Annotated in this window: 14 protein-coding genes; 9 read left to right on the forward strand and 5 right to left on the reverse strand. The window is 47.4% G+C overall.

Going from position 1 to position 15,453, the window contains the following annotated elements; translation table 11 throughout:
- Nucleotides 1-172 precede the first annotated feature (172 nt).
- From GV030_RS16150 to GV030_RS16160, 3 genes are read right to left on the reverse strand one after another with little or no spacing between them, the layout of a single operon-like run.
- Nucleotides 173-787 carry a sterol desaturase family protein gene (locus GV030_RS16150; protein WP_159584213.1) on the reverse strand — a complete coding sequence of 205 codons (615 nt, stop codon included), beginning with the start codon at nt 785-787 and terminating at the stop codon, nt 173-175.
- A gap of 56 nt (nt 788-843) precedes the next feature.
- Nucleotides 844-1,992: an N-acetyl-alpha-D-glucosaminyl L-malate synthase BshA gene (bshA, locus tag GV030_RS16155; RefSeq protein WP_159584215.1), complete on the reverse strand. Its 1,149-nt coding sequence runs from the start codon at nt 1,990-1,992 to the stop codon at nt 844-846.
- Nucleotides 1,993-2,031: 39 nt separating this feature from the next.
- On the reverse strand, nt 2,032-4,413 hold the full coding sequence (locus tag GV030_RS16160; protein WP_159584217.1) for a serine hydrolase: 2,382 nt from the start codon (nt 4,411-4,413) through the stop codon (nt 2,032-2,034).
- 151 nt (nt 4,414-4,564) lie between these two features.
- On the opposite strand from GV030_RS16160, the gene GV030_RS16165 reads away from it, so the two are divergent.
- The 7 genes from GV030_RS16165 to GV030_RS16195 all read left to right on the forward strand — a co-directional run bounded on the left by GV030_RS16165 (nt 4,565) and on the right by GV030_RS16195 (nt 11,161).
- Nucleotides 4,565-4,909 carry a hypothetical protein gene (locus GV030_RS16165; protein ID WP_159584219.1) on the forward strand — a complete coding sequence of 115 codons (345 nt, stop codon included), beginning with the start codon at nt 4,565-4,567 and terminating at the stop codon, nt 4,907-4,909.
- Entirely contained in the window at nt 4,910-6,742 is a 1,833-nt protein-coding gene (gene mutL / locus GV030_RS16170) for a DNA mismatch repair endonuclease MutL (RefSeq protein ID WP_159584221.1), read from the forward strand. It abuts the gene before it with no gap.
- Complete coding sequence (locus GV030_RS16175) at nt 6,739-7,533, forward strand: rhomboid family intramembrane serine protease (protein WP_159584223.1); 795 nt, start codon at nt 6,739-6,741, stop codon at nt 7,531-7,533. Before mutL ends, GV030_RS16175 begins: the two co-directional genes overlap by 4 nt.
- The gene (locus GV030_RS16180) at nt 7,534-8,445 is read left to right on the forward strand and encodes a rhomboid family intramembrane serine protease (RefSeq protein ID WP_255465498.1); all 912 of its coding nucleotides are present in this window, start codon (nt 7,534-7,536) and stop codon (nt 8,443-8,445) included. It begins immediately after the preceding gene.
- A gap of 4 nt (nt 8,446-8,449) precedes the next feature.
- The gene (locus GV030_RS16185) at nt 8,450-8,941 is read left to right on the forward strand and encodes a hypothetical protein (protein ID WP_159584225.1); all 492 of its coding nucleotides are present in this window, start codon (nt 8,450-8,452) and stop codon (nt 8,939-8,941) included.
- 60 nt (nt 8,942-9,001) lie between these two features.
- On the forward strand, nt 9,002-10,378 hold the full coding sequence (locus tag GV030_RS16190) for an NAD(P)H-binding protein (RefSeq protein WP_159584227.1): 1,377 nt from the start codon (nt 9,002-9,004) through the stop codon (nt 10,376-10,378).
- A gap of 84 nt (nt 10,379-10,462) precedes the next feature.
- Complete coding sequence (locus tag GV030_RS16195) at nt 10,463-11,161, forward strand: DUF4190 domain-containing protein (protein WP_159584229.1); 699 nt, start codon at nt 10,463-10,465, stop codon at nt 11,159-11,161.
- Here the strand turns inward: GV030_RS16195 and rlmN are convergent, their stop codons facing one another.
- Complete coding sequence (gene rlmN, locus GV030_RS16200; protein WP_255465505.1) at nt 11,162-12,205, reverse strand: 23S rRNA (adenine(2503)-C(2))-methyltransferase RlmN; 1,044 nt, start codon at nt 12,203-12,205, stop codon at nt 11,162-11,164.
- Nucleotides 12,206-12,271: 66 nt separating this feature from the next.
- Between rlmN and GV030_RS16205 the strand changes: the two genes are divergently transcribed.
- Both GV030_RS16205 and GV030_RS16210 read left to right on the forward strand, forming a co-directional pair.
- Nucleotides 12,272-12,853, forward strand: coding sequence for a hypothetical protein (locus GV030_RS16205; protein WP_159584233.1), 582 nt, complete (start codon nt 12,272-12,274; stop codon nt 12,851-12,853).
- Nucleotides 12,853-13,230, forward strand: coding sequence for a hypothetical protein (locus tag GV030_RS16210; RefSeq protein WP_159584235.1), 378 nt, complete (start codon nt 12,853-12,855; stop codon nt 13,228-13,230). The genes GV030_RS16205 and GV030_RS16210 overlap by 1 nt, the downstream gene beginning before the upstream one ends.
- On the opposite strand, the gene GV030_RS16215 is transcribed toward GV030_RS16210, so the two are convergent.
- Nucleotides 13,208-15,451: a hypothetical protein gene (locus GV030_RS16215; RefSeq protein WP_159584237.1), complete on the reverse strand. Its 2,244-nt coding sequence runs from the start codon at nt 15,449-15,451 to the stop codon at nt 13,208-13,210. The two genes, GV030_RS16210 and GV030_RS16215, sit on opposite strands and share 23 nt — an antisense overlap.
- Nucleotides 15,452-15,453 lie beyond the last annotated feature (2 nt).

The following is a 15,453-nucleotide window of genomic DNA, read 5'->3' on the forward strand; positions in this document are numbered from 1 at the left end:
AGAGATAGACCCGTTCGATATGCCAGGAAGAAAACCCATATTCGCCAGCCTTTTTGTAGATATTATGACAGTGCTGCGTGACGGTCTCTACAAAATTTTCCTTGAACCCGCTTCGCCGGAGAAACGCAGGGCGAAGCGAATGAAGGACAACAAAAACAAAAATTCTTAAGGCTTATTTTTTAGGCATTGTGCCAAATACCACATCCCAGAGGGGAGAAGATACCCCAAAGGCGTTGTGCTGGTCTTTGTAATGGTGGATGCCATGATGTACCCAAAGCACCTTGAAAAAATTCTTTGGTGGTTTGAAGGCGTGTACCATGTAGTGCACCCAAAGGTATGAGGCGTATCCCATCAGAAATCCGGGAAGAAACCCATATACCAGGTTGCCCATGATCAACCAGTACAGTCCAAAGAAAAGTGCACTGATCACGATGCTCAATGGCGGTGGCATGGCCAGCCTGTCTTTATCTTTTGGATAGTCATGGTGAACGCCATGTACGGTGTAGGCAAATTTCTCCTGTTTGTCCGTTTTGGGCTGCAGGTGAAATAAAAACCTGTGCATGATGTATTCAATCAATGTGAATGCCAGAAGTCCAGCCACGAATAATAATGGTGTATTCACAGCATTGATGTATCCCTGGTTGATCCCGTAGACGATCAAAATAGTGGAAATAGTGCTAAACAAAATCAAGGGAATGGCAATGTGCGTTCTGGTGAGTCTTTCCAGAACTGGATTTTTGAATAGCGCTTTGGTCCCTTTTGTATGAGGTTTGTTCTTAAGTTCCATACCTTATCAGCCGATTTGCTGCAAAGTTAATTTTAAAATGATAAATGAAAAGTATTTCACAAGAGTGTTGAGACACTGTTTTTAGTGTTTTCCATAGTCTGCACATAAAACCGCTCATATAGCGGTAAAATATTAGTTACGTCAAAATCCTTGGCTCGGTTGAGCGCACCTTCTTTAAATTTTCCGAGGTTAGCATCATCCAGAATGTGTATGGCATGCTCGGCCATGGTTTTGGTATCTCCTACCTCACAGACAAAACCGGAAGTACCGTGCAGGTTGAGCTCGGGAAGCCCACCGGCGTTGGTAGAAATGACCGGGACCTGACAGGCCATAGCCTCCAGCGCCGCCAGTCCGAAACTTTCCTTTTCAGAAGTCATAAGAAAGAGGTCTGATACGGAGAGCACCTCCTCTACGGCCTCCAGTTTCCCCAGAAAGCGCACATCGTCTATGTTGCACATGCTTCTGCAGAGCTCTTCCATGGTATGGCGCTCAGGACCGTCACCAACCATGAGCAGCTTGGAAGGGATGACTTTGCGCACCCTGTTGAAAACATCAATGACGTCCTGTACCCTTTTTACCTTTCGGAAATTGGAGGTATGAACGATGAGCTTTTCATCGAGTGGACAAATGGCCTTTTTGAAATGATCCTTTTTTTGCTTTTTGAAGCGCTCCAGGTCTATGAAGTTGGGGATGACCGCTATCTCACGTGTGATGTCAAAATGCTCCAGAGTGTCTTTTCGCAGGTCTTCAGAAACAGCTGTGACACCATCCGACTGGTTGATAGAGAAAGTAACCACGGGTTCGTAGGTGGCATCTTTGCCCACCAATGTAATGTCTGTACCGTGTAGGGTAGTGATCACCGGGATCACGATACCCTTGGTCTTCAGAATCTGCTTGGCCATATAGGCAGCAGACGCATGAGGAATGGCATAATGAACATGGAGAATGTCAATTTTTTCGTGCTCCACCACATCCACCATTTTACTGGCCAGGGCCAACTCATATGGCGGGTAGTCAAACAAGGGATAGGATTTCACAGAGACCTCATGATAATAGAGGTTTTCACTAAAGAAATCGAGCCGGGTGGGCTGCGAATAGGTGATAAAATGAATTTCGTGACCTTCTTTGGCCAGGGCCTTTCCCAATTCCGTAGCCACTACACCACTCCCACCGTAGGTGGGATAACAGACAATTCCTATTTTCATAACTATGCAAAGGTAAACGTGGGGTTTAACCTTTTGTTCTTATTTTATCCATTTAGCCATTAATGCCTCATACACGACATCCTGGATCTTTGTACGAATGTTCTTCTGGATAAGTTTGTAGTTATTAGAGTTGGGGTGTATTCTGTTAGATAGAAACACAAAAATGAGGTTGTACTGGGGGTCTGCCCAGATCATGGTGCCGGTGAATCCGGTATGGCCAAAGCTCTCGCTGGTAGTGAAGGCTGATACATTGCCCACCTTGTCATCCTTTTTGTCCCAGCCTAGGGCGCGGCGGTTGTTAGGAAAAAAACACTGATTGAAATATTGTATGGTGGAGGCTTGCAAAAATTGGTGGTCACCATAAGTGCCGCCCTGCAGGAGTGTTTGCAAAATCACCACCAGGTCGTGAGACGTAGCAAAAAGACCAGCATGGCCTGCTACACCACCAAAAACCGCGGCATTGCGGTCATGTACTTCGCCCCAAACGAGCTCCTCTCTAAAATAATAATCGTGCTCTGTCGGGGCTATTTCGAACCGCTGAAAGCCATGATCCAATGGATTAAAAGTAAGCCTCCTGAGGCCCATGGGCTGATAGAAGGTTTCAGACAAATATTGATCAAGTGGCTGCCCGGAAATCTGTTCCACTACCTGGTGCAGGATCATGAAACCGATATCGCTGTAACTATAGAAGGGTATGCTGTCATACTGAATCAGTGGAGACTGGATGATCCAGTTTTTCAAAGTGTCCTGAACGATGGTATTGGGGCGGGTATGGTAGCTGCGACGATCGGCCAGCAAAGCCGCCTCATCCTCATAAAAAAAGGTTTCCAGCATGTCTGCCGACAGTACTTTTTGCCAAAAAGGGACATAAGGTTTTAGGCCAGCATTGTGAGCGAGCAGCGCCCGTGCGGTAATGTGTCCCTTATTGGAATTTTGATATGCCGGGAGGTATTCATCGATTCTGGCATCCAAATCCAGGCGCCCATCTTCATAAAGTTTCATGATGCCCAGCAATGTACCCGTTACTTTGGTGACAGAAGCCAGGTCATACAGGGTGGTTTTTTCAGCGGGAATCAGGCTGTCGTAAGTCAGGAAGCCATAGGCTTGATCCAGGACGATAGCGCCATCTACTGCAATGGCCAACTGACCACCCGGGGTGCTCCCACTACTGATGGCATCGGCCATTATCTGCTCTATTTTGAATAGCGCAGACTTGTCAAGTCCGGTCATTTCAGCCGGAGCATAGCCCAATATTTTTTTACCTGCCACCTCGTCATTATTGAAGGTTGAAAGCTTTTCAACCGCATAAGGGAGTCTGCCGCTGATGTCCGAGGCACCGAAGAGCTGCTGAGGGATCACGTAGCTGTAAATTTCACTGGGGTGGCTGTAAACGAGCGCTGCGTCCAGCATCTCTGCATGATCCCGGAGGTTCTCAATTTCTCCGACAAAGATGATATCACGGTCTCCACTCAAAATACCTGGTGGTATGAAAGAGTTGTTATCTAAAACAATGGGTGAATGACTGGTCAGAATTTCCCCATAAGCCGTCTTCACATAAGCATATTTTCTGAGCATGTTGGCCATAGGGCCATAGGGCTGGTTGGTCACAAAGGAAATGGTGTCACTCTGGATAGGGAATATTCCGGCCACACGTTGCAGGGGGATGATGGAGGCTTTGCTGATCGCCACAGCCAGTTGGTTTGGTATTTGGTCTGTGGGAGACATAGCAGGGCTCAAGAGTCTGGCGAGGATATTGTGCCGTATTTTGTCTTCCAGAGACACGGTGGAGGCTATTTTATCGGAGTACTTTTCCAGTCGGCTGCTCACGGTTTGGGTATCCGCTTCAGGGATCACCCAGAAGTCATTCTCTTCAAATACCCGGATCAGCTCCTTCTTTTTTCTGGCAGAGGTGAATGAGAGGCTTTTTTTATCCCGGAAGAAGTCGGGATCATGTGCTTTCATTTTCTGCAAAACCAGGTCCACGGTGGTGCCGGGATGGTTTACCTCCGGGAGGATAAGCATGTCGATACCCCGGCTTTTGCTGGCAGCTTCCAGGTGGTAAAGGTAGGTGTTCAGCAGGTCGGCGCGGGAGAGTGCTGCCAGGGTGTAGAGCCCGGGAAGGTTGACCAATTCTTCCGTGAAGGGATTCAGTCGCTCGTCGAGCTGCACCACAATGAGTTGGTCGCTTTTCCCAAGGGAGATTTTAAGGGGTTCAGAAAAGTAGATGCCACCAAAGTCACCCGAGACTGTGGGGACGGTAGCTTGTGAGGTGCTCACCAGCACGAGCTGGTTGAGGCGTTGTATGGTACTCATGTGCCGATACAGGCTGTCAGCTTTCTCGGCTACAAAACCTGAGGCATAGAGCGCTCCGCAAAAGAGCATGGAACTAAGAGTGACCAATATGCTTTTAATAAAATGCATTGTGTCAAATTAAATTAACTTTGTACAAAGACCTGTGTTACTGATCGAAAATATCAGCTAGCCAGTCGAATAAGCAATGAATATCCTTGGCGGGATACCAAAACAAGGAGATCAATCGCTTGTTTATTTGGTAGAACATAAGATAATCAACATGAGATTCCCTTCTTTTATAAAAGTGCCCAAGACCCGTCGTTTCGAAATAGAACCTCGCTATTACGACCCTGTAAAAGAGCAGATCAAAGAACGTACCGAATATATCCGGAGGGAAATGGAAGGTGGTCATTCAGAAAGTTATAGCCCTGGTAAGATTAGCTTTCAGCGAAAAACAGACGCAGTACCCAATACATCGCTTTTGCAGATGTTGATAGCGGCGATACTCGGCTGCCTGGTCATGGGCTGGTTATACTTTGGCAATGATGCCCTCTATGTGCTTTGGCTTGCGGTACCCGTTTACCTATACTTCAGATTCAAAAAACCATCACGAGGCGCCCAGTAGATGGAGGATATTGTTTACTTACTACCCGATAGTATTGCCAACCAGATCGCTGCCGGAGAGGTAGTACAGCGCCCTGCGTCTGTGGTGAAAGAGCTTCTGGAAAACAGCATAGATGCCGGCGGCACGCAGATCAAGCTGGTGGTGAAGGATGCCGGTCGTACGCTGATCCAGGTGATAGACGATGGCAAAGGCATGAGCGTCACCGATGCACGGATGAGCTTTGAGCGGCACGCCACCTCCAAAATCAGGACGGCCGAGGATCTTTTTAAGATTCGGACCATGGGTTTCCGTGGAGAGGCGCTGGCTTCCATAGCTGCAGTAGCTCAGGTGGAGATGCGCACCAAAAGAAGGGAAGACGAGCTCGGTACCATTTTGCAGGTGGAGTCTTCCGAAATCAAGAAGCAGGAGCCCCTTGCGACCAAGGATGGCACTTCGATCAGCGTGAAGAATCTTTTTTACAATGTGCCGGCCCGCAGGAATTTTTTGAAATCCAATCCTGTGGAACTCAGGCACATTACTGATGAATTTCACCGGGTGGCCCTTGCCAATCCGGAGGTGGCCATGTCCATGACCAACAACGACCTGGAGATGTATCAGTTGGAAGCGGGTAAACTGAGCAAACGCATCGTCCAGCTGTTCGGAAAAAACTATCAGCAACAACTAATCCCTTGCGACGAGGAAACCCCGCACGTAAAGGTCACTGGGTATGTGGGCAAGCCGGAGTTTGCCAAGAAAACACGTGGTGAGCAGTTTTTCTTTGTGAATGGAAGGTATATCAGGAATAATTACCTCAATCATGCTGTGTCCACAGCGTTTCAGGGCTTACTGAAGGAGGATTATTTTCCTTTTTATGTGCTTTTCGTGGAGATGGACCCACTCCATGTAGATATCAATGTGCACCCCACCAAAACCGAAGTGAAGTTTGATGATGACCGAATGCTCTATGGCGTGATCAACTCTGCAGTGCGACAGTCCCTGGGCTCGTTCAACGTGACTCCTTCGCTGGATTTTTCTACCGATGTAAACTTCGAGCAGTTTACTTCCTCAGCCATGCGATCCGGAGGGGGGTCGAGTATCAAAGACAATCAGTACGCACAGTTTAAAAACATTGATTCAGAAAGGGACAAAGCCAAAAACTGGGAGTCGCTTTATGATTTTGCGAAGCGGGAGGATATCATATCCTCTGAGCAAATGGAGAAGGAAATGCCTGAGGAGACGGTCACGTTTTCCAGCAGCATGCACGAGCACCCCGATCAGGGAGAGCTCATACCCAGCAAGACCTATCGCCTGCACGGGAAGTACCTGATCCGGCAGGTGAAGTCGGGCATGACGATCATAGATGAGCGTGCGGCTTTTGAGCGCATCCTTTTTGAGCGATACCAGACCAAGCTCACCCGCGATGCCAGTGGTTCGCAGAGTAGCTTGTTTCCACAGCAGATTTCTTTAAACCCATCTGATTATTCCCTCGTTATGGAGATAAAGCCGGAAATTCAGAAGCTCGGATTTGAGTTTGAGGAGATGGGTCAGCATATGATCGTTATTCAGGGCGTACCAGCAGAACTTTCCAATTGTAATGAGAAGGAGATTTTTGAGGAGCTGCTTGAACAATTTAAATTCAATAAAAAAGAACTGGGGATTAACCAAAAGGAAAACTTGTGCCGGTCGCTGGCCAAAAGAACCGCGGCGATCAAGTGTAAAAATCTGGGAGATCAGGAGGCCGAACAGCTGATTGATCAACTTTTTGCCTGTAAGCAGCCCAACTATACACCTGATGGTAATCCGACTTATAAATTGATTAGTTTAGACAAAATTAAAAGCTGGTTTAGCTCATGATGAGAATCACACCGATGGTGAAAAACATCCTGATCATCAATGTCGGGATTTTTTTAATTCAAGCCATTCTTTCCCTCCCCTTATCACAAATATTTGGCCTTCGGGTGGTTTTTGCTGATGATTTTGTGCCGTATCAGTTTGTCACCTACATGTGGATACACGGTGGCTTTGGCCACATTTTGGGCAATATGTTTGCGGTATTCATCTTCGGACCTATGCTGGAGCAGGTATGGGGATCGAAGCGCTTTCTGACTTTCTATCTGATCTGTGGGATAGGTGCCGGTGTGCTCTACGGGGCGGCTGATTATGTGGAAAACATCAGCTTGAAAAATGATACCGAAGCGTATCTGGACAACCCAAATCCAGAGGCTTTCAGCATGTTCATAGTAGAGCACAAATCTTATCATTACAACCTGCCGAGGCTGGCGGAGTTCTCGGATGATTATTATAAAAATGCAGACAATGTGGCCTATCAGCAGCAGGCCATAGAGATTGTTAAAGATATTTTCTCATCCATCACCAATGTGCCTATGGTGGGTGCATCCGGTGCGGTATTTGGAATTTTGATGGCGTTTGGCATGTTGTTTCCCAATACGCAGCTTTTCCTGCTTTTTCCACCGATCCCGATCAAGGCTAAATATCTGGTCCTTTTTTATGGACTCTATGAACTTTATTCCGAATTTAGTCGGACGTCAGGGGATAATGTCGCACACCTGGCACACCTGGGAGGCATGTTGATTGCATATATACTACTTAAGATTTGGCAAAAGGACAATGGGAGGTTTTACTAAATGATGAACAACAGCATATTAGACGATTTTAAGAACGCCTGGAACAAGCCCAACAACGCTCCGGCGCAGTTGATCATTATCAACATCATTGTGTTTTTATTTCTGGGGGTATTGATGGTGATCAGCAGACTATCCAATGCGGATGCTTTGTTCAGTGTCATTTACAATCAATTTTCCATTCCCCCTTCTTTCGGGGAGTTTCTCACGCGACCATGGACGCTGATCACCTACGCTTTTGCCCATAGTCTCACAGGCATTTTGCATATCCTGTTCAATATGCTGGTTTTCTATTGGTTCAGTAAGTTGATCCTCGAGTTTTTGGGAAATAAAAAAGTCATTGCCATCTACGTTTTGGGTGCGTTGGCTGGAGGGGTGGCTTATTTGTTGGTGTACAACCTCATTCCCTTCTATCAGGAGCAGGTGGCATCCATTAGCGGTATGGTAGGGGCCTCTGCGGCGGTGTACGCCACAGTAGTGGCAGCAGCCGTATTCATGCCTAATTATACTTTTTTCATGCTCTTTCTGGGCCCGGTGAAGATCAAGTATATCGCCGCATTTTATGTGGTGGTGTCCTTCCTTGGTAGTACGGGGGGCAATGCCGGGGGCAATATTGCTCACCTGGGTGGAGCACTTATAGGCTGGTTGTACATCTCCCAGCTGCGGTCGGGCACAGATATTGGTGCCTGGATCATCGGTTTCATGGAGTGGGTGAAAAGTTTTTTTGTAGCATCGCCCAAAATCAAAGTGACCCATCGCGGTGAGCCCGCTAAATCCAAACCCAGAAAATCGGCCGCCGGAAGTAGAAGTGAGCAGGAAGAAATAGATGCCATTCTGGACAAAATCTCCCAATCGGGCTATGACAGCCTGAGCAAGGAGGAAAAACAAAAACTCTTTAACGCTAGTAAAAAGTAATTCAGTGAAAATTCTCGCCTTTTTCGCCTCTATGCTACTGATTTGGGTAGCTTCTTACGGTCAGATCACTCAGGAGGAACTGATGAAAATGCTCAACGGAGAAGCTGATAAAGATTATATCGGCACGGTCACTCTGGGCCTCCTGCAAGGTGGCGGGTCGCTCATAGGTGGCGATCTGGAGTTTCTGATAGAGAACAAGCTGGGCCTTCAGGTAGGGGCCGGTCTGATAGGGTATGGTGCCGCCATCAACTATCACCCAAAAGGAGGCATCCGATCATCTTTTTTGTCACTTACTTATTGGCATCAGGGGTTTAAGGAATATTACACCCAGAGTTTGTTGGGGCCGAGCTATGTGTTTAGAGGCAAAAAGTGGTTTACTGCCCAGATAGGGTTAGGTTTTCAGCTGGAAGAAGGTCCAGGAGCCAAGCAAATAAGCACAGATTTACCGCCGACACAGCTCATTTATTCCATTGGCGGATATTTTCCTTTGAAATAATTGATTGCCGGTTTTAAGGGTGAAAATTAAACTCTTCTACGGATTGAGGGTTTGACAGGGATGAAGCCTACAATCGCCATTGCCGGAGCCACAGGATTTATAGGTCGCTGGTTCATAGCATCCTACGCACATAAGTACAACATCGTAGCCCTGAGCAGAAATGACATGGAGCCTCCAGCCGGGGAGGGGGTTGTGTGGAAAAAAGTAGATCTCTATTCTGTTCGGAGTACTACGGAGGCCATCAGAGGAGCTGATTATGCACTCTATCTGGTGCATTCAATGCAGCCGTCTACCAGACTTAATCAAAGCCATTTTGAGGACACTGATCTGCTGTTGGCGGATAATTTTTCCCGGGCGGCGGAGACTGTGGGCCTGAAACAAATTATTTTCATGGGAGGTATTCTGCCCAAAGATGAGAGTCAGCTGTCTACCCACCTGAGAAGCAGATATGAAGTAGAGCTTACCCTTGGTAGCCGGAGCGCTGCCCTCACAGCGCTGAGGGCGGGCATTATAGTGGGGCCAGGGGGCTCCTCATTTGAGATCATCGAAAAACTGGTGACCAGGCTTCCTGTGATGCTTTGTCCTGAATGGACAAAATCGGAGACCCAGCCAGTGGCTCTGGCAGATGTGTTGGAGGTCATTGACTACTGTTTTGGAAATGCGAAGGCCTATGATGAGGCCATTGAGATCGGGACTACAGAGCAGAATACCTACATGGGGATGCTGCGGACTACGGCCAAAATGCTTGGAAAACGCCGGTTTATCAGATCCGTGCCGGTGTTTTCACTCGGGCTTTCCAAACTCTGGGTGGCGGTGTTCTCTGATAGCAGTACCACGTTTGTTTCCCCACTGATAGAGAGTCTGCGGCACAAGATGACAGTGGAGGAGCATCCCCTGATCAATGCCCTTGGTTTGAAATATAAAACGTTTGAGGAGGCTGTGGAATTTACCTTGAAAAATGCGGATAAGGTGCCTCAATTACCTAAAAGCCTACCGGGAATTCGGGCTAAAAATACGGTGCGGAGTGTGCAGCGCCTGTCCAACCCGGGTGTGAAAAGTGCAGAGTGGGTAGCGAAGGCTTATTTGACATGGCTGCCGGATGCTTTTCGGTACCTGATCAAGGTGAATGAAGAAGCGGATTTGGTGAGCTTTCAACTATTTGGGAGGGTACTCCTCAAGTTGCGATATGCCACGGAGCGGAGTGATGAAGAACGTCAGGTCTTTTACATCGTGGGCGGCCTATTGGCTGGCAAGGAAGGCTATGGTTGGCTGGAGTTCAGGTCGGTATTGGAGGGGCGATACATTGTTGCGGCTATTCATGAGTTTGTGCCGCGTCTGCCCTGGTATCTTTATGTGAATTCACAGGCGCTGCTGCACCTCTGGGTAATGAATAGATTTGGGAAGTTTCTGTCCCGTCAGCAGCGGACGGAGATTTGAAAAATTCACATTTCTTATGGGCAGGAAAAGTATATCTTATATCATAAGATATGATTACATTTATTAGAAGTAATCATACGCCATATGTCTCGATTTTTTTCATTGCTGCTTTTGATGTTTACACTGAGTCAGTGCGTCTCCCCCCAGTATGCCTGTATTGACCTGACTCAAAAAAAGAAAAAAGACTTTCGTCACAGTAGGATCAAAAAGCATTTTGTGGCACCTGACAACCAGCAGGCCTTAGAATCCCCGGACGACTTGCTGGAGGAGTACCCTTTTTTGGCCAAGATGGCAACGGATCCGGTCATCCTTTCAAGTGAGAATGTGGGGTTCGTGATGCCTGAGATGGGAGGCCTCGAAATGATGGCTGAGCGCAAACGCGGTGAGAGAAGGCTGTCGGGGATTGAATCCCGACGGATTGAGCAGCTGAAGGCACGAGTGGCCGAGGTGATACCACCGGATTTGATGGATCAGATGAGCCAAGCGCAGGATACCTCTGTCACGCGCTTCGATGATGTTTACAATGAAGCCAAATCATTGGCCATTATCTCCTTTTCCAGCTCCATTGCTTCCATTCTGGCCATTGCTTTGCCGATGTTCATATTTCCTCTGATTATCGTGGGGTTAGTTACAGGGATAATTTCGCTCAAGCGGTACAAGAAGGCATTTAATAAGGATTTCAAGGGGCTAGCCATTGCCGGGGTGATCATCAGTTCGGCCTGGCTCGCCTTGATTCTGGCAGTTTTGATCATGGTCATACTGCTCTTTTCAGGAGGATGGTAATTATGCCGCTTTATTCTTATTGGCCAGCTGACCGCATGCCGCGTCTATATCCTTACCACGACTCCTTCGGATGTTTACAGTCACTTTGTTTTTCTTCAGGTAGTTGGCAAACTTCTCCAACCGATCTTCCTCGGTATTCTTAAAGTTGGCTTCCGAAATGGGGTTGTATTCGATGATGTTGATTTTAGAAGGAATCTGACGGGCAAATTTCAACAGGTTTTCTGCATCCTCCAGGGTATCATTGAAGTTGTAAAACAGGATGTACTCAAACGTAATCTTGTTTTGAGTTTTTTGGTAGAAATACATCAGCGCCTCCCGCAAGGCTTCCAGGGTATTACTTTCGTTGATCGGCATGATCTGGTTCCTTTTCTTGTCATCTGCTGCGTGCAATGACAGGGCCAGGTTGAATCGTACCTCATCGTCGGCCAACTTTTTGATCATCTTGGCAATTCCCGCCGTAGAGACCGTGATGCGTTTGGGTGACATGTTCAGCCCATCCTCGGCAGTGATTCGGTTGATCCCTTCGAGCACATTGGCATAGTTGAGGAGGGGTTCGCCCATTCCCATAAAAACGATATTGGAAAGGGGGAGATTAAAATCTTTCTTAGCCTGCGCATCGATGGCCACTACCTGATCATAGATCTCTCCCGGGTCCAGGTTTCTTTTGCGATCCATATAGCCGGTCGCACAGAATTTGCAGCTCAGCGAGCAACCTACCTGTGAGGATACGCAGGCGGTCATGCGGTCATCTGCGGGGATCAGTACCCCTTCTATCAACTCATTATCATAGAGCTTGAATGCCGATTTGATGGTGCCGTCGTTTGACTTTTGCGAAGTGGCAATGCTGATAGGCCGAAGAACAAATTCACTTTCCAGCTTTTCGCGAAGCCCTTTGGAGAGATTCGTCATTTCCTCAAAAGATCGCGCAGACTTCTGCCAGAGCCACTCCCAGACCTGTACAGCCCTGAATGCTTTTTCATCCACAGAAGCAAAGTAGTCTTTGATCTGTTGCAGACTCATCTTTCTGATATCCTTCTTCTCCATCATGCAAAGTTACGATAAGAAATTAGCTTTGGCATAGATTGTGTTTGTTGTTAAATTCACTAACATTTGACCTCACACGCTGTGCGCCTGATCATTAACACATTCATTGGCTTTTGGTTCCTGACTGCTGCTGCTCAGGAGGTGGTGGTGGAAGACCGCTATGATGAGGTATTTGGTCTGAAACCAGCTTTTTATCTGGGATTGAGGAGTGACCTGAACATGGAAGATGCGGCAATGGGGCTGGAGGCAGGCCTTATGAACAAGGCCAGAAACCTAAACCTCTTCACTACTTTTGACGCTCGGCCATTCAGAAAAAAGACCCTGGAATACCGTGGAAATAATGTGTTTTATCAATATCCTGAAGAGCGCTATTTCCTTGGGCTGGGCGCTGAGTACCTTCAGCATTTCGAAGTAGCGGATCTGGGCGCTTTTGCCCAGTTCAATGGGGTGTATACCTGGGGAGTGTACGGTGGTACCGAAAGGAAGCCACCAAATGGTTGGGTGGCTATTCCCAGATTTGGGCTTTTCAGAAAAGTGGGAGACTCAGCATTTCTGAAGTTGGGGTATTCCTATTTTGATACCAAAACCAGCAAGGTGGATAGGCATAGGGTTTTTCTTTCATTTGGAGGATTCATAACCAGAAACTAATGAGAAAGCTGCTATTGATCCCGGTATTTGTTTTGGTGGCAATGTGCATTCATTGTGATGATTGCGCCTGCGATCCAGGACCTTTTTTCGGGGAGTTGAAAGTAAGATTCACCATCAATGAGGAAAACCCGGAAGTGTTACTGACCATCTTCGAAGGAAAAATCGAAAAACAAGACACCCTTTTCTCTGAGTGGGTGACAGAGTCGCCCGTTTACTATGATCTGCAGGCAGGTAAATATTACTCAGCCACAGTGACTTACTCGAAAGGTATCCGTCAGATCGTGGCAGTGGATGGCAAGAAAATGACCATTGGTTCGGACGATTGTGACTGTGACTATGCGGAAAATCTCTCCCTCAATTTGAAGCTGGCGGATTAGTGGATTGCACCTTGAAATATCGCCTGATACTGATTGGTGATCCATTTTTGTCATAGCCATCAATAGAGACCTCAAAAGTGCCGGCAGTGTCACCGGTATAAAATTCAAGTTCTTTTGTTCCATTTTCACCAACAGTAAGTGAGGGGTTCCAGAATAACTGCTGCCTGTAGTCCGGGATTCTGGCCAGTCGCTGGTCGGCATCTTCGTAAGACGGGAAGCTGAATTGCTGAACCGGATCGAGTCCGTTGTATTGAATATTCAAACTATTGGGCCCGGGCTTGTAGCCGTGGAGGTTTCTTTCAAAAGTGTGAAAAGAAACGATGCCATCTGCCACGAGTGGCCCCACAAATACTCTATTGTTAATAATCCCAATGCTTTCAATTTTGTAAGGGCTGAAGTCCAGAATTTCTTCCGCCGTGGTGGGCACTCCATCTATGAGCAGAAGTGGATCTAATGAACCTGGTGTCACATATTTAGTGAGCACTTTGATTTTTGATCGTGTTTTGTTTTTTCTGGCCATCACTTCAGGAATGAACTCTATAAAGTGCTCGTAGAGCTCGGGAAACCTGTTGTAATCATCCAGTACATAGCTTATGTCATAGTCAAACTGAGGGTTCCAGTAAGTCTGTGGGACAATGCTGTCTTTTTTCAGTTCATAGTAGGCATTTTCAATCTGGTTTCTCACACTGCGCTCAACCAAAGCGGAGACCTGTGCGGAATCCAAATAGGGTAAAGAATAATCGAAAGGAGGATAAGCCTGTAGAAACTGGCCTTCCAGCTGAAAGGAAACCTCATTGGTAGAGCCCAGTACACTGATGTATGCCTTGCGGGGCCCTTCTGCTGGATTGATCAAGAGCTGAAAGTGACCGTACTCATCTACCTGGGCGGTTTGCAACTGATAATCATCTCCACTGATGCTCAGTGCCACGAAAGGTGGTTTGTCTTCCGATGGCGCTTCATAATTCAGTGCTCCCACTATCAACTCACCACGGAGTTCAGGCAACCATTTTACGGTTTTTGGCATTTCGGTTTTCGGCCCTTTCCATTCGCTCGCCATGAGGCTATTGTCCATCGTTTTCCAGTCAGAAGTTTCCTGAACAGAAAGACTCCAGGACTTGTTGATTTTGCCAAACAGGGCCTGATGGATGGCAGAGGTGGGTTGATGGCCCATTTCCATTCTTCTTACGGAGACGGACACATCTGCTTCATCGTCAAACTCGAGCGGAATGGTCACTGGGGATCGGGTATGATAAGCCGCCATGCCCTCACTCCTTTGCTCACGCAAGCTACCCGGATGCCATAGGAGCCGTGAGGCCAATTGATCACCTGTACCACTGGTCAGGGTGACCAGATAAGTACCTGCCACGAGTTTGGTTTTGGGCAGTGAAATGCGTGCATTTATTACTGCAGTTTGTTGGAAAACGGCATTTTGGCCATCATGTATGGAGAGCGTTAAGATGCCTGGGCTGGAGGGCCCGATGGGCGTGATGCCATAGCTATGGCCAGCGTCCCTTATCTGGATGGTCGCTCCATCGGAAGTCACTTTTGGTAGGTCAAAAAAAAGAAAATTACCCGCCTGATCCTCTAATATGGTCTGATAGGACTCGCCCTCTTTCACCGGGATGGTAAAGTGACTCAACCCTATTTGGGAGGCAGGGATATCGGCGATCTTTTCGCCGGATGCGCTGACAACCCGTCCACCGATGCCTGCTGGGTTGCCTTGATCAATTTTCATCACCAGGTCATTTTCGTGTCCGGCGACCATCACGCCACCCTCAGGGTAAAAGGAAACGGACAATTCCTCATTTTGCGCTGGTTGAGGATATTCCTCGAAGGGATTGATCACCGTAATGGGTGTCTGAAAATAATCCTGAAAATTTTTCATCCACCGGGTATAGGCCAGCAGTTGATAGCGTCCTGAAGATACTAGTGAGGAAAGGAAGAAAGTACCGTTTCCCCGTCCTTTGGTCAAATGAATTTTCTTTTGAAACACAGGTTTTCCGTCGGATCCTACCAGTTCTACATATAGGATACTGCTAAGCGGGGAAGGCTGGCCGGTATCGGCACTGCGGACAAAGGCCGAGAAGTACAGTGTCTCTCCGGTAAGCATAAAGGCACTGTTGGTTTGTAAGTAAACCTCCTCACGAACGTCGAGGTGTTGACCTGTGACCGTGAAGACGATGAGCATGATGGCTGTTATGGAAAGGATCTTTTTTATCATTA

It is taken from the genome of Marinoscillum sp. 108, assembly GCF_902506655.1.
Taxonomy (GTDB): Bacteria; Bacteroidota; Bacteroidia; order Cytophagales; family Cyclobacteriaceae; genus Marinoscillum; species Marinoscillum luteum.

Coding starts and splice junctions, on each gene's coding strand:
- GV030_RS16150 (WP_159584213.1), bottom strand. CDS start 787: ATGGAACTTAAGAACAAACCTCATACAAAAGGGACCAAAGCGCTATTC.
- bshA (WP_159584215.1), bottom strand. CDS start 1,992: ATGAAAATAGGAATTGTCTGTTATCCCACCTACGGTGGGAGTGGTGTA.
- GV030_RS16160 (WP_159584217.1), bottom strand. CDS start 4,413: ATGCATTTTATTAAAAGCATATTGGTCACTCTTAGTTCCATGCTCTTT.
- GV030_RS16165 (WP_159584219.1), top strand. CDS start 4,565: ATGAGATTCCCTTCTTTTATAAAAGTGCCCAAGACCCGTCGTTTCGAA.
- mutL (WP_159584221.1), top strand. CDS start 4,910: ATGGAGGATATTGTTTACTTACTACCCGATAGTATTGCCAACCAGATC.
- GV030_RS16175 (WP_159584223.1), top strand. CDS start 6,739: ATGATGAGAATCACACCGATGGTGAAAAACATCCTGATCATCAATGTC.
- GV030_RS16180 (WP_255465498.1), top strand. CDS start 7,534: ATGATGAACAACAGCATATTAGACGATTTTAAGAACGCCTGGAACAAG.
- GV030_RS16190 (WP_159584227.1), top strand. CDS start 9,002: ATGAAGCCTACAATCGCCATTGCCGGAGCCACAGGATTTATAGGTCGC.
- GV030_RS16195 (WP_159584229.1), top strand. CDS start 10,463: ATGTCTCGATTTTTTTCATTGCTGCTTTTGATGTTTACACTGAGTCAG.
- rlmN (WP_255465505.1), bottom strand. CDS start 12,205: ATGGAGAAGAAGGATATCAGAAAGATGAGTCTGCAACAGATCAAAGAC.
- GV030_RS16210 (WP_159584235.1), top strand. CDS start 12,853: ATGAGAAAGCTGCTATTGATCCCGGTATTTGTTTTGGTGGCAATGTGC.
- GV030_RS16215 (WP_159584237.1), bottom strand. CDS start 15,451: ATGATAAAAAAGATCCTTTCCATAACAGCCATCATGCTCATCGTCTTC.